This window comes from Arthrobacter sp. 210 2, from assembly GCF_059093025.1.
On sequence record NZ_JBNHIE010000001.1, the window covers coordinates 679,954 to 705,746 of the forward strand.

Genomic DNA, 25,793 nt, shown 5'->3' on the forward strand with positions numbered 1-25,793 from the left:
CGCAGGGCGCACATACCTGCCCCCCGGAGCTGGTCCGGCAAGGAAGCGGCCTACAGTGCGCGCTGTTCCTTAAGCTCTGCAATTTCCCGGCGAAGCGAGGTAATTTCGGCCACGAGATCTGCCACTTCCTCCCGGATCGGTTCCTCCATGGCGTCGGCGGTGGTTTCGGCGGTGTCCTCCACCCTTTGGACCAGCCAGGACGCGATGGATGCCGTGACCACACCCAGGACGGCGATGCCGCTCATCATGAGCGCGGCGGCGACCATCCGGCCGATGGGTGTCACCGGGTACATATCGCCGTAGCCAACTGTGGTGATGGTGGTCATGGCCCACCAGAGCGCATCACCGAAAGTCACGATCTTCGCGTCCGGCGCTGACTGCTCCACGTCCAGGACGGCGAGTGCCCCCACGAACACCAGCATCGCCGCGGAACCGGCCACATAGGTGACCACGCGGCCCCGGAGCGTATCGCCCAGTGTCCGGTGCAGCACGGACAGCAGCGTCACCAGCCGCAGGAGCCGCAGCGGGCGGAGCAGCGGCAGGGCCACGATGAGCAGCTCGTGGAGGTTGCGGACGAACCAGTCCCAGCGGTCGGTGGAGAGCCAAAGGTTGGCTGCGTAGTCCAGGGCAAAGATGCCCCACGTCACCCACATCACGCCCTCAAGCCACAATGCCGCGCTGCCTTCGACGCGGCCGATCACCTGCCACGCATAGGCACCCAGGAAGACGAGCGCAGTGACCGTGAGCGGCCAGTCCGCCCGGTCCCGGTAGCGTTGTTGCGTCATGCAGGAAATCCTACGCGGGCGGACCTGCCGCCTGCCGGCCAATGTTACCGGCGGGTAGCATTGGGGGATGCACCTGCTCCTGAGAACCCTTCTGATGCTGTTCCGTTCGGCCCGGCGGCAGCCGCTGGCTGTCTGGGACAGCTCATCGCTTCCCCTGCGCGTCCTGCCCACGGACATCGACATCGCCCTGCACGTCAACAACGGCATGTACCTGTCGCTGATGGACCTGGGCCGTTTCGACCTCATGGTGCGCAGCGGGGTGTGGAAGCGGATGCGCCGGCGCGGCTGGGGACCGGTGGTTTCGGCTGAAACCATCGCCTTCCGTAAGTCACTGCAGCTGTGGCAGCAGTACACCATTGAGACCCGCATCATCGGGCTGGACGCCAAAGCCATCTACTTCGAACAGCGGATGGTGTCCGACGGCGAAATTTACGCGCGTGCCTACATCGCCACCCGCCTGGTCACCAAGGCAGGGCCGGTCAGCCAGGAGGAAATCCTTCAGGAGTTCGGCGAGCCTCCTCTGGATCTGGTGCTGCCGGAATGGATCCACGAGTGGCGGGCTGCGAGTGCTTTGCCAGGCAGCCGGACGCCGGCGCCGCACGCCTGGGGGAGCAACGCCTGACGGGTTGCTAGGCCCCCACGTCTCGCCGTTCAAGCCCGACGGCGGCAAGCGCCACGAGCGCGGCAGAAAGGCTCCAAAGCCACCCGGCTGCCGCCCAGTCGGCACCGTTTGCCACCGGTGAGTTCCCGTAGGCCCAGTGGTACGGGCTGAGATTCAGCAGCCACTCCACGTCCTTACTCTGCCGCCCGACGGCATTGAAGACATATCCCAGCACACCGACGGCAGCCCCGGCGGCCAGTCCATAGGTCCTTCGGCCGGTCACGGCGCCCGCGCAAAGGGCGGCGGTGCCGCTGAGCAGGGCCAGGCCGGCGAAGAGGACCGTGGCGCCCAACAGGTTTCCTGGCTCTATGCCCAGCTGGGACGGCCCGTTGAGCAGGAGCACCAGGACAAAGACCAGGCCTGCCAGGAGCACCACCCGCAGCAGCAGGGCGAGGGCCCGCTCAAGGACCACTTGGACCCGCTTCACACTGTGGGCCAAGGTCAGCTCAAGCTGGCCGGACTCCTCGTCCCCGCCCACGGCAGCCGCGCCCCAGGCCACGGACGCGATGGTCATCAGCAGGAAGCCGAGCAGCCCGAACAGTGTGGCCTGCGTGTAGCCGGGGCCGGTGGCGATCTGGTCGTAGTTGAGGGCCTTGGTCATCTCGGACGGAAGGGCATCGATCATGTCCTGCATCTCAGCGCTGCCGCCGATGGAGGGGTACAGCGGCAGGTAGAGGAAGGCGGCAGCTGCCAGTCCGGCCGCCCAGCCGAGGGTGGAGCGCCAGGTGTCGAAGAAGGACCGGCGGAACAAGGGCAGGGTGGTTGTCACCGGGCATCCCCCCGGGGCCCGGCGTACATCTTCAGTACCGCTTCCTCCAGGTCAGGCTCGTCGAGGACAAGGTCCGTCAGCTCAAGCGAAGCAAGCACCCGGACCAGCGGCTGGATGGCACCCTCCAATGTGGCCGACAGCGTGACAGCGCCGTCGGACTCAAGCATCTCCACCTGCCCGACGCCGGGAACCCCACTGAGCAGCGCAACGGCGTCGTGCTTTCCGATGCCGGTGGCCGTGAGGCGGACGCGGCGCACGGCCCCTTCGCGCAGTCCGCTGACCGATTCGACGGCAATGATGCGTCCGTCCCGGAGGATGGCAACTGTGTCCGCAGTCTGCTGGACCTCGCTGAGGACATGGGAGCTGAGGAAGATGGTTTGCCCGCGGTGCCGGGCCTCGCGCACCATCGCATGGAATTCCTGCTGCACCAGCGGGTCCAGGCCGCTGGTTGGCTCATCCAGCACAAGCAGTTCGGGCTGGTGCATGAAGGCCTGCACAAGGCCGAGCTTTTGCTTGTTGCCCTTGGACAGCTTGCGGGTGTGCCGGTCCAGGTCCAGCGTTAGCCGTTCCGCCAGTTCCTCCACCCGGCCACGCGGGACAGGGCCGCTGATCGCCTGGTAATGGGCCAGCAGCTTGCGGCCCGTCACCCGTCCCTCCAGGAACAGCTCTCCTGGCAGGTAACCGATCCTGCGCCGCAGCTCCGGGCCGCCGGCACGGGGATCACTGCCCAGAACCCTGATTTCGCCAGCTGAGGGACGAATGATGTCCAGCAGGCAGCGCATTGTGGTGGTCTTGCCGGCACCGTTGGGACCGATCATGCCGAAGACGGAACCGGCCGGTACCGTGAAGTCAACGCCATGCAGCACTTCCCGGCGGCCGAAACTCTTGGTCAGGGACCGGGCCGAAATTACGGTGGCCATAGGCCCTCCTGGATGCGGCAGGCAACGCTGATGACCCCCAGACTAGGCCCCCAGCGACCCGCTGTATACGAGCAGGCGCCGGTTATTCCCAATGACGCGGGCAGCGAACAGCCGCGACAATCACGGGGCGTCCCGCGTACCGTTGACTCATGGCTACCCTTGACATCACCGGTGAACAGTTCGCATCAACCATCGAAGGCAATGACATTGTCCTGGTCGATTTCTGGGCTGAATGGTGCGGTCCCTGCAAGCAGTTTGGCCCCACCTACTCGGCTGTCTCCGAGAAGCACCCGGATGTCCTCTTCACCAAGGTGGACACGGAGGCTGAGCAGCAGCTCGCCGCAGAGGCCGGCATCTCGTCCATCCCCACACTGATGGCATTCCGCGAAAAGGTGCTGGTGTTCTCGCAGCCCGGCGCACTGAACGCCCAGCAGCTCGAACAGGTGGTGGACGCCGTGAAGGCTCTGGACATGGAAGAAGTCCACGCCCACGTGGCACGCCAGCGGGAGGAAGCCGCAGCCGCCAGCAAACCGGCCGGGCCGCAGGACGGCTCCCAGATCCCGGATCTCTAACCCCTCCAAAAGCAACGCGGGGTCACACCGCGCCCAATAACCTCGGTTCTGTGGGCGCGGAGTGACCCCGCGTTTTTGGTTTAAGGGCTAGATACGTTCCACCTTGACCGGCTCGGCGAGCAGTGCGCTCAACGATTCGTTCAGGTCCTGCACGGCGATGCCCTTGGAGTGCTTGTCCAGATCCTCTTCGGAGGCCCACTGCTCGGTCAGGACCAGCTTCTCCTCGGTGGCTTCCGTCAGTTCGTAGCGGATGCAGCCCGGCTCGTTCACCACCTCGTCGATGGCGATTTCCAGGGCGAGCTTCACGCGGAAAAACTCGCCGTCGTTGGGGATGAACGTTGCCTGCAGGTCGATGGGTGCACTCATGGATTTCACAATACCGGCCTCCTGCCCCTCCCCAGGTTCTGTTGCGCCGGGCCCGCCTGAATGCTTCTTTTGCCGGGGACGTGTTGGTAGCGTGCCACCATGCGTGCTTATACAGCCGGGGACACTGACGTTCCACTGCTCGAAGAGACCATCGGAGCGAACTTTGAGCGGGTTGTGGCGCGGTTTCCGTACCACGACGCCCTGATCGAGGCGGGGCCGGTGCCGGGTGCGGACGCCCGGCGCTGGAGCTACACCAAGATGAACGACGACGTCGACCGGCTGGCCCGTGCGCTCCTCGCCGTGGGCATCGCCAAAGGGGACCGGGTGGGAATCTGGAGCCCCAACTGCGCGGAGTGGACGCTGCTGCAGTATGCCACTGCCAAGGCCGGCGCCATCCTGGTGAACGTCAACCCCGCCTATCGCAGCCATGAGCTCGAGTTCGTGGTGAAGCAGAACGGCATGCGGATGCTGGTGACTGCGCCGTCGGACCGGAACAGCGACTACGTGGGCATGGCCCGCCATGCGCTTGCCGAGTGCCCCGGGCTGCGCGAACTCGTGTTTCTCCCGGCGCCCGGAGGCGACGTGCGCGACGACGGCGCGACACCACTCACTGACGCGGAACTGACGTACGCCGAACTGCTGAAGAGGGCGGACGGCGTCGGGCATTCCCTACTTAAGGCCCGGATGGCGGAACTGAGCCCGAACGACCCCATCAACCTGCAGTACACCTCCGGCACCACAGGCTTCCCGAAGGGCGCCACCCTGACCCACCACAACATCCTGAACAACGGCTACGCCATCGGGGAACTGCTGGGCTACACCGAGCATGACCGGGTAGTGATCCCGGTGCCGTTCTACCACTGCTTCGGCATGGTGATCGGGAATCTGAACGCGCTGAGCCACGGCGCGGCCACCATCATTCCCGGGCGGGGATTTTCGCCGGCGGCAGCACTGGAGGCGGTGCAGGACTTCGGCGGGACGTCCCTGTACGGCGTGCCCACCATGTTCATCGCCGAGCTCGCCCTCCCGGACTTCGCCTCATACGACCTGTCCACCCTCCGCACCGGCGTCATGGCGGGCTCGCTGTGCCCCATCGAAGTGATGAACCGGGTCATTTCCGACATGAACATGAAGGATGTGGCCATCTGCTACGGCATGACCGAAACGTCGCCGGTTTCCACGATGACGCGGCAGGGGGACACGCTGCAGCACCGGACGGAGACGGTGGGCCGGACCATGCCGCACCTGGAGAACAAGATCGTGGATCCTGCCTCCGGTGAGGTCCTGGGACGCGGGCAGATCGGTGAACTGCTCACCCGCGGTTATGCGGTCATGGCCGGGTACTGGAACCAGCCGGAGAAGACCGCCCAAGCGATCGACGCGGACGGCTGGATGCACACCGGAGACCTGGCCCGGATGGACGATGAAGGATTTGTGATCATCGAGGGCCGGATCAAGGACATGGTGATCCGCGGCGGTGAAAACATCTACCCGCGGGAAATCGAGGAGTTCCTCTATACCCACCCGGCCATTCAGGACGTGCAGGTGATCGGTGTCCCGGACGAAAAGTACGGCGAGGAGCTGATGGCCTGCATCATCCTCAAACCCGGGGCAACGCTCCTGGACTCCGATGCCGTTGCCGGGTTCTGCCGCGGGCACCTGGCGCATTACAAGATCCCGCGCTACGTCGAGGTGTGGGACAGCTTCCCGATGACGGTGTCCGGAAAGGTCCGCAAGGTGGAGATGCGCGAGGAAGCCGTGGCCCGGCTGGGGCTCTAACTGCAACGCGGGGTCAGATCTGGCCCAAAAACCGGGGTCTCTTCGGGCCGGATCTGACCCCGGGTTGGGTGGGTGCGCCTATACCTGTGGATAACTCCAGAATGTGTTCCTTCGGGGGTGCACACTTGTTGCCATGGTTACTGCCAGGCCACTTCCCGAGACTCTCGCCAAGCAGCCTTTTACGATCTATCAGGCACGCGACCTTGGCGTTACACAAAAGCGCTTGCGCGCCAAGGACCTGGTTGGTTCGGGCCGGCTGATTCGAGCCCATGCGGGGCGGGATCTTGACCTGGCCGAGCGGGCCCGTGTGCTCTGCGCGGCAACCCCGGATGCCTGGGTTTCCCACGAGACAGCGGCCATCCTATCGGGATTGGGACTTCCTCCCTGGCTGGGCATCGAGCCGCGGATCCACCTCAGTAAGCCGCACGGGTTGCCGCGTGTTCGGCGGTCCGGCATCATCGGTCACCGCGTGCATGTGATTCCTGGTGAAGTCGTGGAGGTGGACGGAATCAGGGTCAGCGGGCCTGCCAGGACATGGCTTGACCTGGCGCACCAGCTGCCCCTGAAATACCTCGTGGCCATGGGCGACCAGCTGATCCGGATTCCGCGGCCGGAGTTGGAGTCCCGCAGCGCGCCGTTTGCCTACAAGGACGGGCTGCGCCTGCTGATCCGGCAACATCCCAACATGAAGGGGGTGGAGAAGGCGCGCCTGGCCATTGATGAGATGCGGGTGGGGTCTGATTCCTTTCCGGAGACGTTTCTTCGGCTGGCGTTGCTGGACGCGCACCTGCCCGAGCCGGAACTGCAGCTGCGCCTTGACCCCGATGATCCACGATCGCCGGCAGCCGACCTTGGGTACCGGAAGTACCGGATCGCCGTACAGTACGACGGCGAACATCACCGCTCCCGGGAGCAACAGTCACGCGACAACCGGCGCGACGAATTCTTCATCAACGCCGGCTGGTCCTACTTCAAGCCGAACGCAGACGATCTCGCCGACGATTTTCAACGGCTCATCGCCAGGATCAAACGGGCACGCCGCTCTTCCCAAAACCGCTCTTCCTAAACAACGCGGGGTCAGGTTTAGCCCAAAAACCAGGGTCTATTGGGCCAGGAGTGACCCCGCGTTGCTTTAAGAAGTGGTTACTTGATGTTCCGGTTGATGGCCTTCACGCCAACAGCGAGGCCGACGGCGGCTGTCACCGAGGCGGCGAGCAGGCCAAGGAGGGTGTCCGTCCCGAAGCTGCCGGCGAAGAGTTCCCGTTCAGCGTTGACCAGGTAGGTCAAGGGGTTGAAGAGGCTTGCGGTCTTCATCCAGGCCGGCCCGGCTTCGATGGGGAGCATGATGCCGGAGAGGATCATCAGCGGGAACAGCAGCGTCTGCTGCACACCCCAGAAAATCCACTCCTTGTTCTGCGACACGAGCGCCAGGGCGTAGGAGAGGGCGCCCAGCCCGATCCCGAAAATCCCCAGGATCACCAGGCCGATCAGCACATGCAGGGGGTAGAAGACGAATCCGAACGGAATGCACACCAGGGCTATCAGCAGCCCCTGGACCACCAGCGGCGCCCACTCCTTCAGGGCCCGGCCGATCATCAGCGACGACCTGGACAGCGGCGTGGCCAGGATCCGCTCGTAGGAGCCCGTCATCAGTTCATACTGCAGGTTGGACCCGGTCATGGACGTGCCGAACAGGGCAATCATCACCACAACTCCGGGGAGGAACCACTGAAGGGTGGACTGGCCGCCGAATGCCGGCGCGCCCACGGCCGCTCCCAGCAGCGGACCGAACAGCCCCAGGAACACCAGCGGCTGGATCAGCGAGAAGATCAGCGAGAACGGGTCCCGCAGGGGCAGCAGCATCTCGCGCCAGAACACGTATTTGGTGTCGCGGAGGATCCGGCCGAGGCTGGGCTTCTCCCGGACCTCTGACGCGGCGAGCGAAGTCATCAGCGGTTCGCCCCTTCCCTCAGGTTGCGGCCGGTCAGTTCCAGGAACACGTCGTCCAGGGTCGGCGGCTTCAGCTCCAGGGACTGGGCGGGAGCGCCGGCGTCGTGCATTTCCTTCAGGAGCGCAGGTGCCAGACGGGCACCCTCCGGCAGGCGGAGCCGGAACGTCACCACGCCGTCGAGCCGGTTTTCCTGTACCTCGCCGCCCGCTGCAGCACGCCCCAGCAGCCCCCGCACGTCAGGCGCTGCGTCCGCGGCGACCTCCACCGCAAGCAGGTCACCTGCCAAGTTGGCCTTCAGCCGGGATGCGGTGTCATCGGCGATGATCTGGCCGTGGTCTATGACGATCACCCGCTCTGACATCGAATCCGCCTCGTCCATGTAATGCGTGGTCAGGACGATGGTTGTGCCGTTCTCCTCGCGCATCCGCATGATGTGCTCCCACAGATTGGCCCGGTTCTGCGGGTCCATGCCGGTGGACGGCTCGTCCAGGAACAGGAGCTGCGGGGAATGCATCAGGCCCAGCGCCACGTCCATCCGGCGCCGCTGGCCGCCGGACAGTTTTACCACGGTGCGTTTTGCGAGCTCGGCGAGGTCAAGGGATTTCAACAGCTCCTGCGCGCGGGCCATGGCATCCGCGGAATTCATCCCGTAGAAGCGGCCCTGCATCACCAGCTCGTCAATGACCCGGAAGCTGTGCCCTCCGCCGTTGCCCTGGCCGATGTACCCGATCCGTGCGCGCACTCCCGCCGGGTCCGCGGTGACGTTGACGCCGGCGACGGTGGCCATGCCGGAGGTGGGCCGAAGCAGGGTGGTGAGCATCCGCAGCGTGGTGGACTTTCCCGCGCCGTTGGGACCCAGGAAGGCCACCAGTTCGCCCCGGGCAACATCGATATTGACGCCCTTGACGGCTTCTACTGTTTCCTTCTTCACCGTGAAGGTCTTGGTGAGCTTTTCCGTGTGGATCATGCTGACTCCAGAGGTGCGGGGCGGGGCTCCGGGTCGGGCTCCTTGCGCCACGCTACTCCCGCAGGACGTGCCCGTCCACGCATTCCCGTCCGGGCAGGACGTTCTGCCGGGCCTTAGTGCCGGCGGTGGTCCTGGATGGTCATCCGCGGGCCGAAGGTGGGTTTGCGGAAGCCGGTGCTCTGGATCATCCGGACCACGCGCTGCCGCTGTCCCGTCCACGGTTCCAGCAGCCGGAGCATGCCGGCGTCGTCAGTCCTGCGCCCGGTCAAAGCCGCCCCCACATAAGCGGCCAGATGGTAGTCACCCACGGAAATGGAGTCCGGGCAGCCGTGCGTCCGTTGCACCACTTCCGCGGCGGTCCAGATGCCGATGCCGGGGATGGTCTGCATCTTCGCCGAGGCCTCATGGGCCGGCAAGGCTGCCAGGCGTTCAAGCGCGACGGCGGAACGCAGCGCGCGCATGACCGTTGCCGAGCGCTGGGGTCCTACACCTGCCTTGTGCCATTCCCAGCTGGGGATCTGCAGCCACTGCGCGGCGGTGGGGGCAACCACCAGGCCGGCAGGGGTGGAGGCGCCGGCCCGCGGAGCCGGTGTGCCGTACCGGTGCACCAGGTACCGGTAGGCCCGCCTCGCCTCGATGACCGTCACCTTTTGCTCGAGAATGATGGGCACCAGCTGGTCCACCATGCGGCCACTCGCGGGAAGGCGCAGGGCCAGGCTCCGGCGCCGTGCTTCCCGGACCATGAGCGGGAGGGTGGCGTGGAAGGCGGGCTCGTCAAAGGCGCGCCAGTCATCGTCAGCCCCCAGAAGCCGTGGGACTGCCTCCACTGCGGCGGCAGCACCCGGACCCCACGCCTGGACGTCCACGAAAGGTTCAGCCACGGCACTGGGGCCGTCGCCACCGCCCGCCGGGCTGAGCCGCAGCGTTGCCGGACCGTCCGGCGTCGTATATGCATTCCAGATGACGCCGCCCTGGATGCTGAACGACGGATCGCTGGTGCCGCGCAGGAGTGGTCCGAGGGTCCGGCCCAGGCTGAAGGGGCCACCCGGATACCAGCGTAGGGAGACGTCGGCGGCAGCGGCCAGCCGGGGAGGTGCCTCTGCGATGGTCATGCATCCATCGTCCCACGCGGGGCCGACAACGCTGCCGGACGTGCCCCGGCAACCGGCAAAAACACTCTTATCCAACGCTCCATCCGGGACTAGACTCCACCGTGTGGCGCGGAATCGCTGCGCCTTTCCTACAATCCGGCAGGTGAGCGCATTGGGTGCAGTGGTACATTTCGAAATCCCCGCGGACGATCAGGAGCGGGCCAGGAAGTTCTACCAGGAGGCCCTCGGCTGGCGGATCGATCCCGTCCCCGGCATGGACTACAACATGGTGGTCACCACGCCAATGGACGAGTCCACCGGGCAGCCCACGGAAGCAGGCGCCATCAACGGAGGCCTGATGGCCCGGGAACCGGACCTCAAGAACCCGGTCATCACCATTGACGTGCCGGACATCAACGCCACCCTGCAAACCGTTGAATCGATGGGCGGAGCCGTGGTGAAACCCAGGGAAACCATTCCCGGGATGGGCTCCTTCGCGTACTTCAAGGACACCGAGGGCAACGTGATGGGCCTGTGGGAAAACCTTCCGCCGGAGGAGGCAGGGCAGGCGGGGCAGGCCACCGGGCAGTAAGCGGTAGCTTTGTACCTATGAAGTACGCCCAGTCCATCCTGGACCTCATCGGCAATACCCCGCTCATCAAACTCAACCACGTGACCGACGGCGTCAAGGCCACCGTCCTGGTCAAGCTGGAGTACCTGAACCCGGGCGGTTCCATCAAGGACCGCATTGCGGCGCAGATGATTGAGGATGCCGAACGGGAGGGCAGACTGCAGCCCGGCGGCACCATCGTGGAACCCACCTCGGGCAACACCGGAGTGGGCCTGGCGCTCGTGGCCCAGCAGAAGGGCTACAAGTGCGTGTTCGTGGTCCCGGACAAGGTGGGCGAGGACAAGCGCGCCGTACTCCAGGCCTACGGCGCTGAAGTGGTGGTCACGCCCACCGCGGTGCCACCGGACAGCCCGCAAAGCTACTACGGCGTCTCGGACCGGCTGGTCCGCGAAACCCCCGGCGCCTACAAGCCCGACCAGTTCTCCAACCCTGCCGCCCCGGCCAGCCACTACCGCACCACGGGTCCGGAGATCTGGCGCGATACCGACGGCAAAGTCACCCACTGCGTGATCGGCGCCGGCACCGGCGGGACCATCACCGGCACCGGCCGCTACCTTAAGGAGGTCTCGGCTGACAGGCCGGAGTCCGACGGCGGCCTGGTCCGGATCATCGGCGCCGACCCCGAAGGATCGGTCTACTCCGGCGGCACCGGACGCCCGTACTTCGTCGAAGGCGTGGGTGAGGACATGTGGCCCGCGAACTACGACAAGTCTGTCCCGGACCAGGTGATCGCCGTCAGCGACGCCGACTCCTTCGCCATGACCCGCCGCCTCGCCCGCGAGGAAGGCCTGCTCGTGGGCGGCTCCTCCGGCATGGCCGTGGTGGCCGCGCTGCAGGCCGCGCGGGACCTGCCGGAGAGCGCCGTCGTCGTCGTCATCCTGCCGGACTCCGGCCGCGGCTACCTGGCCAAAATCTTCAACGACCAGTGGATGCGCTCCTACGGCTTCCTCTCCGGCGGGGAAGAGACGTCCGTGGGTGAGGTCATCAAGTCCAAGAACGGCGAACTGCCGGACCTGGTGCACATCCACCCGAACGAGTCCGTCCGCGATGTCATCAACATCATGAACGAGTTCGGCGTCAGCCACATCCCTGTCCTGTCGCAGGAACCGCCGGTGGTCATGGGCGAGGTCCTGGGCGCGGTGGACGAACGCACCCTGACCGCCAAGCTTTTCCGCGGCGAGGCCAAGCTGACGGACAAGATCTCCGAACACATGGGCCCCAAGCTGCCGGTGATCGGATCGCTGGAAACCATCTCCGCGGCCAGGGAGCTCCTCTCGGACGTGGACACCGTCATGGTCACGTTCGTGGGCGCGCCGGTGGGCATCCTCACCAGGCACGACCTGCTGGCCTACCTCAGCAACTGAACCTGCTTCCCCGAACTGCTCACCCGATAAGGAGCATCATGTCCGCCTCTGAAAACCAAGGTTTCAACACCCGTGCCGTGCACGCCGGCCAGGCATTCGAACCCCGCACCGGGGCTGTGGTTCCGCCGCTGCACTTCAGCACCACCTATGCGCAGGACGGCATCGGCGGGCTCCGCGACGGCTATGAGTACGGCCGCGGCGGCAACCCCACCCGGGACGCACTGCAGGAACAGCTGGCCGCCCTGGAGCTGGGCACCCACGCCTACAGCTTCAGCTCGGGGCTCGCGGCGGAGGATGCGCTGATCCGCGCGCTGACCCGGCCCGGCGACCACATCGTGCTGGGCAACGATGCCTACGGCGGAACCTACCGGCTCATCAGCCGCGTCCTCGGCGACTGGGGGATCGGCAACACTCCGGTGGACATGGCCAACCTGGATACCGTCCGGCAGGCCGTCGCCGCCAACAAGACCCGCTTCGTATGGGTGGAAACCCCGTCCAACCCGCTCATGAAGATCACCGACATCGCAGCGCTCGCGGACATAGCGCACGACGCCGGGGCCCTCCTGGTGGTCGACAACACCTTCGCGTCCCCCTACCTGCAGACACCGCTCGCCCTGGGTGCCGACGTGGTGGTCCACTCCACCACCAAATACATCGGCGGGCACTCCGACGTGGTGGGCGGCGCCGTGGTGGTCAAGGACGCCGAACTGGCTGAGAAGATCGGCTTCGTCCAGTTCGCGGTCGGCGCGGTGTCCGGCCCCATGGACGCCTTCCTGACCACCCGCGGCCTGAAGACCTTGGGTGTACGGATGGACCGGCACAGCCTCAACGGCCAGGCCGTTGCCGAATGGCTGCTGGAACGCCCGGAGGTGGAGGCGGTCCTGTACCCGGGGCTGCCCAGCCACCCCGGCCACGAGCTCGCGAAGAAGCAGATGCGGAGCTTCGGCGGCATGGTCTCCGTCCAGTTCAAGGGCGGCGAGGCGGCGGCGCGGAAGGTGGCCGAGTCTACGTCCGTGTTCGTGCTGGCGGAGTCGTTGGGCGGCATCGAGTCCCTGATGAACTACCCGTCCGAGATGACCCACGCCTCGGTCAAGGGCACCGCGCTGGCCGTTCCCGTCAACCTGCTTCGCCTGTCCTGCGGCATCGAGGACGTGGAGGACCTGATCGCGGACCTGGAGCAGGCCTTCACCTCCATCCCGTAGTAGTGCTTCCTCGCCCCGCGAGATTGCACTTCACGGCAATGTTTCCGGCAGAGATTGCCGCGAAGTGCCATTTCGACGAGAGCCTGGCTTTCTTCAAAGAAGTCAGCTAGGGTGCCCGTATGGCACTTCGATCTGACTGGTCCCGGCGCACGTGCAGTATGGCCCGGGGCCTGGACATCCTGGGCGACCCGTGGACCATCCTTGTCCTCCGGGAAGTCTTCTTCGGCAACGGGCGCTTTGACGCCATCAAGGCCCGCCTGGAAGTTGCGGACTCGGTGCTCACCAAGCGCCTGGCCGGCCTGGTGGAGTCCGGGCTACTGGAGAAGAAGGCGTACGACGACGGCGGCCGCACCCGCCAGGAGTACGTCCTCACCCCCATGGGCGAAGATGCCCTGCCGGTCCTGAATGCCGTGACCATCTGGGCGGAAAAGCACCTTCCGGCCCCCTCGGACACGGCCCATATGTACGTCATCCATTCGGGCTGCGGGAAGCGGACCGGCTCCGCGGACACCTGCACCGGGTGCGGCGAGCGGCTCACCGCCGCGAACACCAGCTGGCACAGCCAGTCCAGGTCGGAGCAGCCCGTCCCGCTCTCGACCGCGGCGTCCGCAAAGGAAGCTGCAGCATGAGCACCCTTCCCGATGAAGCCGCTGTGCCGGACGAAACAACAGTTCGCCCGAGCCCGCGGCGCCGGCTGCACCCTGCCTGGATTGTGGCGGGCGTGGCCTTCCTCGCCCTGGTGGGTGCCGCCGGTTTCCGCGCCGCCCCGGGCGTCCTCATGGTCCCCCTGCAGCAGGAGTTCGGCTGGTCCACCACCGTGCTGTCCGCGGCGGTCAGCATCAACCTGGTCCTCTTCGGCCTCACGGCACCCTTTGCCGCTGCCCTGATGGAACGCTTCGGCATCCGGAAGGTCACGGCCACGGCGCTGGTGCTGATCGGCGCCGGCAGTGCCCTGACCGTGCTGGTCAACCAGTCCTGGCAGATCCTGCTGACCTGGGGATTGCTGATCGGGCTGGGCACCGGGTCCATGGCACTGGTCTTCGCCGCCACCATCGCCAACACCTGGTTCGTGAAAAGCCGGGGGCTGGTCATCGGCATCCTGACGGCCGGGAGCGCGGCAGGCCAGCTGGTCTTCCTGCCGTTCATCGCGGTGCTCGCGCAGGATCCTGGCTGGCGGCAGGCCTCGCTGCTCATCGCCGCAGGCGCCCTGGCAGTAGTCCCGCTGGTGCTGAAGTTCCTCAAGAACTCCCCGGCCGACGTCGGCGTCCTGCCGTACGGAGCGGAACCACCTGTCACGGCGGCGGCCACTGAAGCCATCGCCGGACACGCAGCCCCGCGCGGCAATGCGGCGATGCGCGCGCTGCAGGTACTCCGGCGGGCCAGCCGGGTCCGGACCTTCTGGGCGCTGGTGGCGGGCTTCGCCATCTGCGGGGCAACCACCAACGGGCTGATCGGCACCCACTTCATCCCGTCCGCACACGACCACGGCATGCCTGAAACCACCGCCGCGGGGCTGCTCGCCGTCGTCGGGATTTTTGACATCGTGGGGACCATCGCGTCCGGCTGGTTGACCGACCGCTTCAACCCCCGCATCCTGCTTGCCGTCTATTACCAGTTCCGGGGCATCGGCCTGCTTGTGCTGCCGCTGCTGCTGAGCGCCGAAGTGCAGCCCAGCATGATTGTGTTTGTGGTGATCTACGGCCTGGACTGGGTTGCCACCGTCCCGCCGACGGCCGCCATCTGCCGGGAAACCTTCGGAGCGGACGGCAGCGTGGTCTTCGGCTGGGTCTTCGCAGCACACCAACTCGGAGCGGCCGCTGCCGCCCTGGGCGCCGGGTTCATCCGGGACGCGACGGGCCAATACACGTACGCGTGGTTCGGTGCGGCGGCCATGTGCACCATCGCGGCGGTCATCAGCGCCACCATCCGCCGGCATGCCGCCCCGCGGGAAGAGCCGGTCCCGGTGCCCTAGGCGAATGGCCTATTACGCTGGTGCCATGGAAACCCCTTCGCAAGGCGCTGTGCGCAACACTGCCCTGATCACGGGTGCCGGACGGCTGGCGGGCATCGGCGCCGGCATTGCCCGCCAGCTCGCCGCCGACGGCTGGGACCTGGTCCTGTCCTATTGGCAGGAGTACGACGAGCGGATGCCGTGGGGGAGTGAACCCGAGGACGTCATCCGGCTGACCGCCGAGCTCGAAGCCATCGGCGCCCGGGTCCACGTCCTGTCCGCTGACCTGCAGGACCCCGGCGTCCCGGACCGGCTGGTAGCGGAGGCCGTTTCGCTTGCGGGACCGCTGCAGGGGATGGTGCTCAGCCACGCGGAGTCCGTGGACTCAGGAATCCTGGACACCAGCCTGGAATCCTTCGAGCGGCATTTCGCCGTGAACACCCGGGCCAGCTGGCAGCTGATTGCCGCATTCGCGCGGCAGGCAACGGACGACGGCGGCGCGATCGTTGCGCTGACCAGTGACCACACCGCGTTCAACCTTCCCTACGGCGCCTCAAAGGGCGCGCTGGACCGGATCGTGATCGCGGCGGCCCGCGAACTGGGTCCGCAGGGCATCTCCGCCAACGTCCTCAACCCGGGTCCGGTGGACACGGGCTGGATGACGGACGAGATCCGGCAAGCCGTCGTCGAACGTCAGCCCACCGGCCGGCTGGGCACTCCCGCTGACGTTGCAGGCACAGCAGCCTTCCTGCTCTCACCGGCAGGCCGCTGGGTGTCCGGCCAGCTGATCAAGTCCGACGGCGGCTTCTCGGCCTAGGTGCCCGGCCCACCTTCCACGGATCCCGCCCAAGTAAGTAGCGCTATCTGTCGTTTTGACCACTCAAAACGACAGATAGCGCTACTTACTTGGGGTGGGTCAGCGGAAGGCGCCGAGGCCGGTGATGTGCTGGCCGAGGATCAGGGTGTGGACTTCGTCGGTGCCCTCATAGGTTCGCACCGACTCCAGGTTGGCGGCGTGCCGCAGCGGCGGATACTCCAGTGTGATGCCGTTGCCGCCCAGGATGGAGCGGGCTTCGCGGGCGATGGCCAACGCCTCCCGGACGTTGTTCAGTTTCCCCAGCGAAATCTGCTCGGGCCTCAGCGTTCCCGCGTCCTTGAGCCGTCCAAGGTGCAGCGCCAGCAGCGTGCCCTTCTGGATCTCCACCAGCATGTTGACCAGCTTCTCCTGGGTCAGCTGGTACCCGGCCAGCGGCTTGCCGAACTGCAGCCGCTCCTGCGAGTACGCCAGTGCCGCCTGGTAGGAATCCCGCGCAGCCCCCATCGCGCCCCAGGCGATGCCGTACCGTGCCTCGTTCAGGCAGGTGAGCGGAGCGCCCAGGCCACGGGCGGCCGGCAGCAGGGCCTCGGGTCCCAGCCGGACGCCGTCGAACACCACATCGCATTGGATGGAGGCCCGCATGGACAATTTCTGCGTGATGGGAGTGGCCGTCACGCCCGGGGTGCCGGCGGGGACCAGGAAGCCGCGAACGCCGTCGTCGGTCCTGGCCCACACCACCATGACGCCCGCCACTGACGCCAGCCCGATCCAACGCTTGGCGCCGTCCAGCACCCAGCCTGCCTGGTCTCCGGCGCCGTCACGGCGGGCGACGGTGGTCATGGAGGAGGGGTCGGAACCGGCCGTCGGTTCGGTCAGGGCAAAACATCCAATGACTTCGCCGGCCGCCATCCGGGGCAGCCATTCCTGTTTCTGCTCCTCGGAACCCCACTTGTGGATGGCGGTCATGGCCAGGGAACCCTGCACCGAAACGAACGTGCGGATCCCGGAATCGCCCGCCTCCAGTTCCATCGCGGCCAGGCCGTATTCGACGGCGGACCTCCCGGGGCACCCATAGCCCTGCAGGTGCATCCCCAGGACGCCCAGCCCGCCAAGTTCAGGGGCAAGCTCCAGCGGGAACACGGCGGCGTCGTACCACGCGGCGATCCCGGGCCGGATCCGCTGGTCGGTGAAGTCGCGGATCTTCTGGCGCACTGCCCGTTCTTCCGGGGTCAGGAGTACATCCAGGTCCAGGACATCGGACGGGTCGGGACTGGCTGATAGGTCGGCTGTTTCGGTCATCAGGGGCCTATGCCGTGGTCGCGGCGGAGGCCACGGCTGTGGGCTTGCCCGTGAAGTAGCCGCGGGTGGAGGGCAGGAACCGGCAGACGACGGCCAGCACCACACCCAGCGCCAGCAGCACCACGCCGCTGATGAACGCCCCGCCGACGCCGAAAATCTCGGTATCGCCGTAGGCCGGGTCCCACATCTGCACGGCCGAGACAAAGAACGCGCCTGTCAGGAGCAGCGCGCCGACCAGCGGCAGGATCCCGCGGAACCAGAGGTTACGGGCCGACTCGCGCAGGGTGCCCCGGAAGTACCAGAAGCAGGCGAAGCCGGTGAGGGCGTAGTAGAAGGCGATGAAGAGGCTGATGGAGCTGATGGAATCCGAGAGCAGGTTTTCGCTGAGGAAGCTCATGGCCACGTAGTAGGCGATGGCTGCCGCGCCCATCACCTGCGTGGAAAAGCCGGGAGTCTGGTTCCGTGGATGGACCCTGCCGAACCTGGCAGGCAGGGCACCATGGACGCCCATCGACAGCGTTCCGCGGGCGGTGGGCAGGATGGTGGTCTGCGTGGAGGACAGCACCGATGCCAGGACAGCGACGACGATCAGCCAGCCCCACGGGCCGAGCACGACGTCCTTCATGGCCACGAACACGTCGTCCTGGTTGGCCTCGTTGCCCAGGCCGATTCCCTCGCTGCCCACGGTTGCGTACATCATCACCAGCAGGGCCACGGAGACGTAGATGGCTACCAGGACAAAGGCCGAGATGACGGCACCGCGGCCCGGCGTGACGGACGGGTTCTCCGTTTCCTCGTTCACGGCCAGGCAGGTATCCCAGCCCCAGTAGATAAACAGTGCCAGGAGCGCCCCGTGCACCACCGCCCCGGGATCGGCGAAGGCACCGGCGGGGTTGAACCATTCAAGGTCGAATGCCTGCCCCTCCGGCGCCCCGCCGACAATCCGCACCACGATGGCAAGCGCGAAAATTCCCAGGGCGATGTACTGCACGTAGGTCAGTACCCGCTGGACGTGTTCGCCCAGCCTGATGCCGCGGTAGTTGACCAGGGTCATTACGGCGATGAACAGCACGCCGGTGGCGGTGACCAGGACCTTGTTTTCCGCCAGCGACCCGTCGCCGACCAGAAGCCAGAGGTACTGGCCGGCCACCTGCGCGAGGTTGGCCAGGACCACGATGCCGGCGAGCGCCACACCCCAGCCGCCCAACCAGCCGGCCCAGGGCCCGAAGGCGCGGCGGGACCAGGTGAAGGTGGTGCCGCAGTCCGGGATGGCGCTGTTCAGCTCGCGGAAGGCGTAAGCGATGAACAGGACAGGGATGAACCCGATGAGCAGGATCAGCGGAGTGTAGTTCCCGTTCACCGCCACGATGAGGCCCAGCGTGGCGGCAAGCGAGTACACCGGCGCCGTGGAGGCCAGGCCCAGCATGACGGAGTCGCCAAGGTCCAGGATTCCGGCGCGCAGTCCCTTGGCGGGGACCGGGGTGCCGGGCGCTCCGCCCTGGCCGCCCGCCGTCGTGGTGTCTGTGCTCATAGTTGGATACCTGCTTTGCTGGAGGAAGCCGCAGCCGAAAGGGGTGCCGGCGCGTCGATGGTGTTGGGCACGAAGCGGCAGAAGTAGTCGGTGACGGGGCCGTCGGATTCGCGGATGCCGCAGCCTACGGATTCGCCGTCCACCACCCACAGGCCCAGGACGGGATGGCTGCCGTCGAAGTCCGGCAGCGGGTGGTACTGCTGGTAGCACCAGCCCTCGCGGCCGTACCCGCCCGGCTGTTCCAGGCTGATGCCTTCGGCGTGGATCCTGATGTTGTCGCCTTCGCGGCCGTGCAGTGGCTTGGCCACCCATTCCTTCAGCGGCCCGGGCTCGTTGAGGTAGGCGGGCAGCAGGTTGGGGTGCTCCGGGTACAGGTGCCAGAGGGCGGCCAGGAGGGCCTTGTTGGAGAGCAGCATCTTCCAGGCAGGCTCCACCCAGCGGGGGTTGTGCGCGCGTTCCAGCAGCCGGTGCCCGAACGGCTCCTTCATCATCAGCTCCCACGGGTACAGCTTGAAGATGGTGCTGATCATGAAGTTGTCCAGGTCCACGAAGCGGTTGAGGTTGGGGTCCCAGCCGATATCGGACATGTTGATCCCGATGGTGGTCCATCCGGCCTGGCTGGCGACATCCCGCATGTAGGCCGCGGTCATCCAGTCTTCACCGGATTCCTCCACCTCCGAGTGCGCCACGTGGAGGGTGCTCATGCCGGTGCGGTACTGGAACTTCTTCCACTGCCGGATCAGGGCTTCGTGGACGCCGTTCCACTGGTCCTTCTCCGGGAAGACGTCCTGCAGCCAGAACCACTGCGCCACTGCGGCCTCGATCAGGCCGGTGGGCGTGTCGGCGTTGTATTCGAGCATCTTCGCCGGGCCGCCCTGCCCGTCGTAGATGAAGTCGAACCGGCCATAGACGTCCACGTCGCCGGCCTGCAGGGATTCAGCGGCCAGCTCCAATGCCTGCGGACCGATGCCGATGGTGCCCATGGCTCCGGTGGCAAGGAATTTTGCCGCCTCGATGCACATCCGGTGCATCTCTTCGGCTGTCTCCTCGAGGGCTTCCACCTCGTCCATCGTGAACTCGTAATAGGCGGATTCGTTCCAGTATTCGATCTTCCGTCCGTCATCCATGGTGGTTGTGGAGAAAACCAGGCCCTGCTCTTCGATCTTCTGCTTCCAGCCCGGCCGGGGTTCAGAGGGCAACCGCTTCACGCTCAGCCCCCCGAGACTTTGCCGCCGCCGCCACCGCTGGTTCCGCTTTTGGCGCTGGTGCCGAAGCCGCCCCTGCTGACGGTGCCGCCCTGGGTGGTGTAGCCCGTTGAGGCTTTCGCGCCGCTGGGCACGGTCCGGGTGTAGTTGGGAGCCGTGGACCGGTTCTGTCCCACTGCCGGAACGTAGGCGCCACGGGAGAAGAAGTACCAGGCGTAGATGCCGCCGGCCCTCCCTGCAGAACTGTCGCAGCTGGCATCCTCGACGCGCTCGCCGGTTTCATCGTTGAAGCACACCTGCGCGTATTCGGGTTCGTCCTGGTTGCTGGCAACCACTGCGGTGATGGTGCCGGCCAGCAGGGCGGTCACGCCAAGGCCGACGACGACGGTGCGCCGCTGGGAGCGCTTCTTCCGGGCCGCCGCGTCGTTGAGCTGCTTCTCCCGGTCCCGGGCAAACGGGTCCACCGGGGTGACGGGTTCGTTGAGCAGTTCCGGGCGGAGTTCCGGTTTGGGTACCTGCCATGGGGGAGGCTTGGGGCTGCTGCCCCCGCCGGCGCCCTGGGCGCTGCCCGGCTCGCGCTCCGGATCCTTCGGATCCCCGGTGTTCGGGTCCACGGTGTCCCCCTCTGTTGTCCACGGAAATTGGGCACAGCGCTGCACCCCCAATGCAAATCTTCAATTCAGCGTAGTCCTTGCCGGCCGGGGCTGCGAGCGGGAACCAGGGGAGCGCTGCCCATCCGGTCCGGCACGGGTCCGGGACCCTACACTGGAGCCATGGAAACCGCGTCCGTGCTTGCCGTCTGCCGTGTCCACCAACTCCTGCCCGACGCCTCGAACGTGGGCGTGACGGCGATTGACAAGCGACCCGTCGAAGGGCCAATCAAGGTGCACCGGCTGGGCCTGCAGGGAGACATCCAGGCAAACCGGGTCCACCACGGCGGCCCGGACCAGGCCATCTACGCCTATTCCCAGGCCGACGCCGACTATTGGGCCGCCAAGCTCCAGCGTGACGTGCCGCCGGGCATCTTCGGCGAGAACCTCCGGGTATCAGGCATCGACGCCACTTCCGCCGTGATCGGAGAGCGCTGGAAGATCGGGCTCGACGTCGAACTGGAAGTCACGTCCCCCCGCACCCCCTGTGCCACCTTCCAACGGCGGATGGGGGAGCGCGGATTCGTCAAACGCTTCACCGATGAGGGCAGGGTGGGCGCCTACCTCCGGGTGATCCGCACCGGAACCATCCAGGCCGGCGACCATATCCACCGGACCTTCGTTCCCCGGCACGGCGTCACGATCGGCCGGTGGTTCAGCGAGCCGGACGTGGAGGCCATGGAAGCGCTCAAGGATGCGGACGCCGACGGCGAGATCCGCCTGCAGCAGCCGGAATTCACCAAGAAGTTCGAGGCGCTCCAGCGGCAGCTCCGCGGCTAGCGGGGGAAAGTACGACGGCGGAGGCGCACCGTGTGCGCAAGCTCACCGCCGCCGTCGGCCGCCTGATTTCCGGTGCGCACCTTCCGTACCGTACACTTGAAACATCCCCCACTCCGGAAATCCCTTATTCCTGCCCAATTTTTGAGGCAGGACTGGCAAGTGTTGGGGCCCGCACAAGCGATGCGGGCATTTTCATAGGGAGAGCCGGCTAAAGAAAACGCTGTACAGACTGCTGGGATAGCAGCCAAGAGATGCAGCGCGAAGTCCTGCCACGGGATTGCGAAAGCGCCGGACTTCTGTGACCGGCCGGTCAATGTTTGCCCGGCATCCACGGCACACGTACTGCGGCTCCACTCACCTCGGGTAGTGCCGCCTGGCCCCCTATGGATGAGGAATATTTCCCTATGCCCGAAAATCACAACGACTCCGTCGACACCCCGAACACCGTGAACGACGCCCCCACCGCGGTTGTCGAATTCACCGAGGCCGTTGCCCCCGCAGCAGAGCCCGCTGAAGAAGCCGCTGCCCCGGCAGCAGAACCCGCCGCACCCGCCGCAGAGACGTCCGCTCCCGCCGCCAAGGTTGAGGAAGACGATGAAGAAGGCATCAAGTTCGCCGACCTCGGCATCGACGGCCGCGTCCTGGCCGCCCTGCAGGACGTCGGCTACGAAAAGCCGTCCCCCATCCAGGCAGCAACCATCCCGCTGCTGCTTGAAGGCCGCGACGTTGTGGGCCTCGCCCAGACCGGCACCGGTAAGACTGCAGCATTCGCAGTACCGGCACTGTCCCGCCTGGCAGAGCTCCACGACCTCAACGGCCCGTCCCGCAAGACGCAGGCCCTGGTGCTGGCTCCCACCCGTGAGCTCGCGCTCCAGGTTGCCGAGGCCTTCACTTCCTACGCCAAGCACATCGACGACTTCACCGTCCTTCCCGTCTACGGCGGCTCCGCCTACGGCCCCCAGCTCGCAGGCCTGCGCCGCGGCGCCCAGGTGGTTGTGGGTACCCCCGGCCGCGTGATCGACCACATCGCCAAGGGCTCCCTTGACCTGTCCGAGCTCCAGTACCTGGTGCTGGACGAGGCTGACGAAATGCTCCGCATGGGCTTCGCGGACGATGTTGAGCAGATCTTCCAGCAGACGCCCGAGGACCGCCAGGTTGCACTGTTCTCTGCCACCATGCCGAGCCAGATCCGCCGCATGTCCAAGCAGTACCTGAACAACCCGGCCGAGATCTCCGTCAAGTCCAAGACCACCACCGGCGCCAACACCCGCCAGCGGTACCTGCAGGTCATGGGCCCGCACAAGCTCGACGCCATGACCCGCATCCTCGAGGTTGAAGAGTTCGACGGCGTTATTGCCTTCGTGCGGACCAAGATGGCCACCGAGGACCTCGCCGACAAGCTGAAGTCCCGCGGTTTCCAGGCGGCCGCCATCAACGGTGACATCCCGCAGCAGCAGCGTGAACGCACTGTGGACGCGCTGAAGGAAGGCCGCATCGACATCCTCGTGGCCACCGACGTCGCAGCCCGTGGCCTTGACGTGGAGCGCATCAGCCACGTCATCAACTACGACATCCCGCATGACACCGAGTCCTACGTGCACCGCATCGGCCGTACCGGCCGTGCAGGCCGTTCGGGTGACGCGATCCTCTTCATGACGCCGCGCGAGAAGTACCTGCTGCGTTCCATCGAGAAGGCCACCCGCCAGCCGGTGGAGCAGATGCACCTGCCCACGGCGGAGACCGTGAACACGCTGCGCCTGGGCAAGTTCGCCGAGCGCATCACGGAGACCCTGGCCTCCGAGGACGTGGCTCCGTTCCGCGACCTCATCGCGTCCTACGAGGAAGAGCACAACGTTCCGGCCTCGGAGATCGCAGCCGCCCTTGCCGTGATGGCCCAGGGCGGACAGCCGCTGCTGGTCAAGGAGCTCCCCGCAGCTCCCGAGTTCCAGAAGCGCGAGCGTTCCAAGGACGGCTTCGGCTCCCGCGGCCCCACCCGTGCGCTCACCGAGGGCAACGCCACCTACCGGATCGCCGTGGGACGCCGCCAGCGCGTCATGCCCGGTTCCATCGTGGGCGCCATCGCCAACGAGGGCGGCATCTCCTCGGCGCAGATCGGCGGCATCGACATCCGCTCGGACCACTCCCTGGTGGAGCTGCCCGCGGACCTGAGCCCCGAGCAGTTGCGTGCCCTGTCCCGCACCCGGATCGGCGGCGAGCTGATCCACCTCGAGCTGGACAACGGCCGCAAGCCCTCGGGCGAACGCGGCGCTTACCAGGGCAACCGCGGCGGTGACCGTGGCGGTGACCGCGGCGGCAACTTCAAGGGCAGCGGCGGGTTCAAGAAGGAGTTCCGCAAGAACGACGGCGAGCGCACCTCCGCGGACCGCGGCGGCCGCTCCTACAGCGAACGTTCCGAGCGCTCCTTCGGCGACCGTGGCCAGTCCAGCGACTCCCGCTTCGGCGGCCACGGCGACGGCTCCCGCAAGCCCCGCGGCAACGAGGGCGGACACCGCGACTTCAACCGCAAGGGCAAGTGGTAACCGTCAGCTAGTCTGACATCCCCGATGGGCCGGCTTTCGAGCTGGCCCATCGGCATTTAACGCACGACGGCGGGTCCGGCCCCGGCGTCGTCCGGTCCTTGCCTTTCCCGCAGCGGGTGACGTCGCCCGCGGCCCAGGACAACGCGGGGTCACTCGTGGCCCGTGCCGGGCCTGGAATTGGGCCGGAAGTGACCCCGCGTTGTTGCCGTGCGCGGACAAAAAGTTTTCGGGTGTGGGACTCGCCACACTTCTGCTGCTCCGCGGCTGCCCACAACCCGCCGGGCCTCGTTTCCAGTCTCCTTCCACGCCGCTTTTCCCCAGTAACGGCGCGGAATTCAGGGGGAAAGAGTGCCCGATTGCAACTGTTGCGCCGCTTCCCGGCCGCCCGCGGAGCCGATTTGTTGGTGGGAAAATCTTCCGGTAGAGTATTTACTCGTTGCCCCCCTAGCTCAGTGGTAGAGCGCGTTCTTGGTAAGAACGAGGTCACCGGATCGATTCCGGTGGGGGGCTCTGAATGAGGGCCTGTGTCAAGGCGGTTTTGACCGGCTTGACACAGGTTTTTCTCATTCGTGGCGGTGTAGCTCAGTTGGTTAGAGCGCACGACTCATAATCGTGAGGTCGGGAGATCGAGCCTCCCCACCGCTACAGGCTAAACCCCCGGAATCCCCGTGATTCCGGGGGTTTTCCTGTTTAACTCCCTCATAGGGTGCCCCCCGGTGCAGGTCCCGGGGGTGGCGTGTCACCGATTGGCTTCCTGCCCGGCGGCCAAGGTAACGTTTAGGTCACCGGCTGGCGCACACGCCTCCCAAAGAGCGTCCTTGATGCTTGCGTGTGGTAAGCCCCCAGGTGGCAGCGCCCTTGCGTTCCGCAGCCGCACCCAACTCCGGGCAGGATCCCCCTGGGACTGCCCGTTCCGCACTCCCATGAAGAGGCTTTGTTTTCCATGCGCAGAAACAATCTGCTGGCCGTCGGCATGCTCTCGGTCCTGCTCGCCACGTCGGCGTGCAGCGGCGTAAGCAGCGACGCAAACTCATCCGCACAGTCCTCGGCGAACGCCGGTATTGAAGCCAGCTCCAGCACCGTCCACGACAAGTCGTCCGCAGAGGTGGGGGCCTCCCAGCGCGCTGCCGCCGAAAAGGCCGCTGCTGCCAAGAAGGCCGAGGAAGCTGCCGCAGCCGAGAAGGCCCAGGCAGCAGCCGAAGCTGAGAAGGCCGCCAAGGCCGCAGCCGAAAAAGCAGAGGCCGAGAAGGCCCAGGCGGCTGCAGCGGCAACCGCCCAGAAGGCAGCTGAAAAGCTGCAGGCCGTGCGCCCCGTGCCCTCGGCTGTCCCGGCACCGGCAGCCCCTGCCGCGGCCCCCGCGCCTGTCCTGCCGGCGTCGTCCTCCGAACGGATCGTCACCACCGCCTACACCACGGCGTACACCTGGTACGACAACACCCCGGCAGGCTCGTCCGCCATCAGCCACCCGGTACTGCACAAGACCGCCGGGGGCACCGGCACCTACGAAGACCCCATTACCATTGCCGTGGGCCACTCGCTCGCCACCGGTGAGGACGTCCTCGACTTCCCGGCCGGCACGCGGATCTACCTCCCGGACGTCCGCCGCTACTTCATCGTCGAAGACACCTGCGGTGACGGCAACGATCCCCAGGGCGGCCCGTGCCACCAGGGCGTCAACGTCCATGGCACCAACTCCACCATCTGGATCGACATGTGGATCGGCGGCCAGAGCATGAGCGCCGACGGCGCCAACGCCTGCGCCAGCAAGGTGACCAACGTCAACACCGCCGTCTTCAACCCGGCCAGCAACTACGTTGTGGCACCGGGGGCAGGAGTCATCCACGACGGCAAGTGCGATGCCGGCTACGGCAACACGCTCGTAAAGCAGTAATCAAACGGAAATGTCCACCAGCGTCAACTGGTGGCCCTGCGGGGGCCGGCGATATTCGCCGGCCCCCGCTT

General features: G+C 66.4%; 24 protein-coding genes and 2 tRNA genes. 15 read left to right on the forward strand and 11 right to left on the reverse strand.

All coding sequences use genetic code 11. From position 1 onward, the window contains the following. Window positions 1–50: 50 nt before the first annotated feature. Entirely contained in the window at window positions 51–785 is a 735-nt protein-coding gene (locus AC5RWA_RS03205) for a potassium channel family protein (RefSeq protein WP_079596569.1), read from the reverse strand. Window positions 786–852: 67 nt separating this feature from the next. Between AC5RWA_RS03205 and AC5RWA_RS03210 the strand changes: the two genes are divergently transcribed. Beyond that, the gene (locus tag AC5RWA_RS03210) at window positions 853–1,407 is read left to right on the forward strand and encodes an acyl-CoA thioesterase (protein WP_494056539.1); all 555 of its coding nucleotides are present in this window, start codon (window positions 853–855) and stop codon (window positions 1,405–1,407) included. 7 nt (window positions 1,408–1,414) lie between these two features. Here AC5RWA_RS03210 and AC5RWA_RS03215 read toward each other — a convergent pair whose 3' ends face one another. Both AC5RWA_RS03215 and AC5RWA_RS03220 read right to left on the reverse strand, forming a co-directional pair. Further along, window positions 1,415–2,215 (reverse strand): efflux permease Rv1217c-related protein, encoded by an 801-nt coding sequence (locus tag AC5RWA_RS03215; RefSeq protein WP_494056540.1) that lies wholly within the window; start codon window positions 2,213–2,215, stop codon window positions 1,415–1,417. Next, window positions 2,212–3,135, reverse strand: a complete 924-nt coding sequence (locus tag AC5RWA_RS03220) for an ABC transporter ATP-binding protein (RefSeq protein ID WP_115526318.1) — start codon at window positions 3,133–3,135, stop codon at window positions 2,212–2,214. The genes AC5RWA_RS03215 and AC5RWA_RS03220 overlap by 4 nt, the downstream gene beginning before the upstream one ends. 149 nt (window positions 3,136–3,284) lie before the next feature. Here AC5RWA_RS03220 and AC5RWA_RS03225 point away from each other — a divergent pair, with 149 nt between their 5' ends. Further along, on the forward strand, window positions 3,285–3,707 hold the full coding sequence (locus AC5RWA_RS03225; RefSeq protein WP_494056541.1) for a thioredoxin family protein: 423 nt from the start codon (window positions 3,285–3,287) through the stop codon (window positions 3,705–3,707). 87 nt (window positions 3,708–3,794) lie between these two features. On the opposite strand, the gene AC5RWA_RS03230 is transcribed toward AC5RWA_RS03225, so the two are convergent. Beyond that, on the reverse strand, window positions 3,795–4,073 hold the full coding sequence (locus AC5RWA_RS03230; RefSeq protein WP_079596724.1) for a putative quinol monooxygenase: 279 nt from the start codon (window positions 4,071–4,073) through the stop codon (window positions 3,795–3,797). Window positions 4,074–4,172: 99 nt separating this feature from the next. Here AC5RWA_RS03230 and AC5RWA_RS03235 point away from each other — a divergent pair, with 99 nt between their 5' ends. Beyond that, window positions 4,173–5,852, forward strand: coding sequence for an AMP-binding protein (locus tag AC5RWA_RS03235; protein WP_494056542.1), 1,680 nt, complete (start codon window positions 4,173–4,175; stop codon window positions 5,850–5,852). A gap of 133 nt (window positions 5,853–5,985) precedes the next feature. Beyond that, the gene (locus AC5RWA_RS03240; RefSeq protein ID WP_494056543.1) at window positions 5,986–6,918 is read left to right on the forward strand and encodes a type IV toxin-antitoxin system AbiEi family antitoxin; all 933 of its coding nucleotides are present in this window, start codon (window positions 5,986–5,988) and stop codon (window positions 6,916–6,918) included. A gap of 77 nt (window positions 6,919–6,995) precedes the next feature. On the opposite strand, the gene AC5RWA_RS03245 is transcribed toward AC5RWA_RS03240, so the two are convergent. The 3 genes from AC5RWA_RS03245 to AC5RWA_RS03255 all read right to left on the reverse strand — a co-directional run bounded on the left by AC5RWA_RS03245 (window position 6,996) and on the right by AC5RWA_RS03255 (window position 9,882). After that, window positions 6,996–7,802, reverse strand: a complete 807-nt coding sequence (locus AC5RWA_RS03245; protein ID WP_494056544.1) for an ABC transporter permease — start codon at window positions 7,800–7,802, stop codon at window positions 6,996–6,998. Next, on the reverse strand, window positions 7,802–8,770 hold the full coding sequence (locus tag AC5RWA_RS03250; RefSeq protein WP_494056545.1) for an ATP-binding cassette domain-containing protein: 969 nt from the start codon (window positions 8,768–8,770) through the stop codon (window positions 7,802–7,804). Before AC5RWA_RS03250 ends, AC5RWA_RS03245 begins: the two co-directional genes overlap by 1 nt. Window positions 8,771–8,883: 113 nt before the next feature. Continuing rightward, window positions 8,884–9,882, reverse strand: coding sequence for a DNA-3-methyladenine glycosylase family protein (locus tag AC5RWA_RS03255; protein ID WP_494056546.1), 999 nt, complete (start codon window positions 9,880–9,882; stop codon window positions 8,884–8,886). A gap of 151 nt (window positions 9,883–10,033) precedes the next feature. On the opposite strand from AC5RWA_RS03255, the gene AC5RWA_RS03260 reads away from it, so the two are divergent. The 6 genes from AC5RWA_RS03260 (at window position 10,034) to AC5RWA_RS03285 (ending at window position 15,826) form a co-directional block, all read left to right on the forward strand. Then, on the forward strand, window positions 10,034–10,453 hold the full coding sequence (locus AC5RWA_RS03260) for a VOC family protein (protein ID WP_176156827.1): 420 nt from the start codon (window positions 10,034–10,036) through the stop codon (window positions 10,451–10,453). Between the two features lie 17 nt (window positions 10,454–10,470). Continuing rightward, a complete protein-coding gene (locus tag AC5RWA_RS03265) occupies window positions 10,471–11,856 on the forward strand; it encodes a cystathionine beta-synthase (RefSeq protein WP_079596577.1) in 1,386 nt (461 codons plus the stop codon). A 38-nt stretch (window positions 11,857–11,894) separates the two neighbouring features. Further along, the gene (locus AC5RWA_RS03270) at window positions 11,895–13,058 is read left to right on the forward strand and encodes a cystathionine gamma-synthase (RefSeq protein ID WP_494056547.1); all 1,164 of its coding nucleotides are present in this window, start codon (window positions 11,895–11,897) and stop codon (window positions 13,056–13,058) included. 119 nt (window positions 13,059–13,177) lie between these two features. Continuing rightward, a complete protein-coding gene (locus AC5RWA_RS03275; protein ID WP_494056548.1) occupies window positions 13,178–13,687 on the forward strand; it encodes a winged helix-turn-helix transcriptional regulator in 510 nt (169 codons plus the stop codon). Then, window positions 13,684–15,030, forward strand: coding sequence for an MFS transporter (locus AC5RWA_RS03280; protein ID WP_494056549.1), 1,347 nt, complete (start codon window positions 13,684–13,686; stop codon window positions 15,028–15,030). Before AC5RWA_RS03275 ends, AC5RWA_RS03280 begins: the two co-directional genes overlap by 4 nt. 25 nt (window positions 15,031–15,055) lie before the next feature. Then, window positions 15,056–15,826, forward strand: coding sequence for an SDR family oxidoreductase (locus AC5RWA_RS03285; RefSeq protein ID WP_275728525.1), 771 nt, complete (start codon window positions 15,056–15,058; stop codon window positions 15,824–15,826). Between the two features lie 99 nt (window positions 15,827–15,925). Here the strand turns inward: AC5RWA_RS03285 and AC5RWA_RS03290 are convergent, their stop codons facing one another. From AC5RWA_RS03290 to AC5RWA_RS03305, 4 genes are read right to left on the reverse strand one after another with little or no spacing between them, the layout of a single operon-like run. Further along, window positions 15,926–17,125, reverse strand: coding sequence for an acyl-CoA dehydrogenase family protein (locus AC5RWA_RS03290; protein ID WP_494056550.1), 1,200 nt, complete (start codon window positions 17,123–17,125; stop codon window positions 15,926–15,928). 7 nt (window positions 17,126–17,132) lie between these two features. Further along, window positions 17,133–18,656, reverse strand: a complete 1,524-nt coding sequence (locus tag AC5RWA_RS03295; protein WP_494056551.1) for an APC family permease — start codon at window positions 18,654–18,656, stop codon at window positions 17,133–17,135. Beyond that, window positions 18,653–19,864, reverse strand: coding sequence for a glutathionylspermidine synthase family protein (locus tag AC5RWA_RS03300; RefSeq protein WP_494056552.1), 1,212 nt, complete (start codon window positions 19,862–19,864; stop codon window positions 18,653–18,655). Before AC5RWA_RS03300 ends, AC5RWA_RS03295 begins: the two co-directional genes overlap by 4 nt. 2 nt (window positions 19,865–19,866) lie before the next feature. Beyond that, a complete protein-coding gene (locus tag AC5RWA_RS03305; protein ID WP_494056553.1) occupies window positions 19,867–20,475 on the reverse strand; it encodes a Tat pathway signal protein in 609 nt (202 codons plus the stop codon). Window positions 20,476–20,634: 159 nt separating this feature from the next. Between AC5RWA_RS03305 and AC5RWA_RS03310 the strand changes: the two genes are divergently transcribed. The 5 genes from AC5RWA_RS03310 to AC5RWA_RS03330 all read left to right on the forward strand — a co-directional run bounded on the left by AC5RWA_RS03310 (window position 20,635) and on the right by AC5RWA_RS03330 (window position 25,722). After that, window positions 20,635–21,291: an MOSC domain-containing protein gene (locus AC5RWA_RS03310; protein ID WP_494056554.1), complete on the forward strand. Its 657-nt coding sequence runs from the start codon at window positions 20,635–20,637 to the stop codon at window positions 21,289–21,291. A gap of 404 nt (window positions 21,292–21,695) precedes the next feature. Further along, window positions 21,696–23,831 carry a DEAD/DEAH box helicase gene (locus AC5RWA_RS03315; RefSeq protein WP_494056555.1) on the forward strand — a complete coding sequence of 712 codons (2,136 nt, stop codon included), beginning with the start codon at window positions 21,696–21,698 and terminating at the stop codon, window positions 23,829–23,831. A gap of 438 nt (window positions 23,832–24,269) precedes the next feature. Then, window positions 24,270–24,341: transfer RNA gene (locus tag AC5RWA_RS03320), tRNA-Thr, on the forward strand. A 61-nt stretch (window positions 24,342–24,402) separates the two neighbouring features. Continuing rightward, window positions 24,403–24,476 (forward strand) — tRNA-Met (locus tag AC5RWA_RS03325). Between the two features lie 298 nt (window positions 24,477–24,774). Further along, on the forward strand, window positions 24,775–25,722 hold the full coding sequence (locus AC5RWA_RS03330; RefSeq protein ID WP_275726472.1) for a hypothetical protein: 948 nt from the start codon (window positions 24,775–24,777) through the stop codon (window positions 25,720–25,722). The last annotated feature ends 71 nt before the right edge of the window (window positions 25,723–25,793 follow it).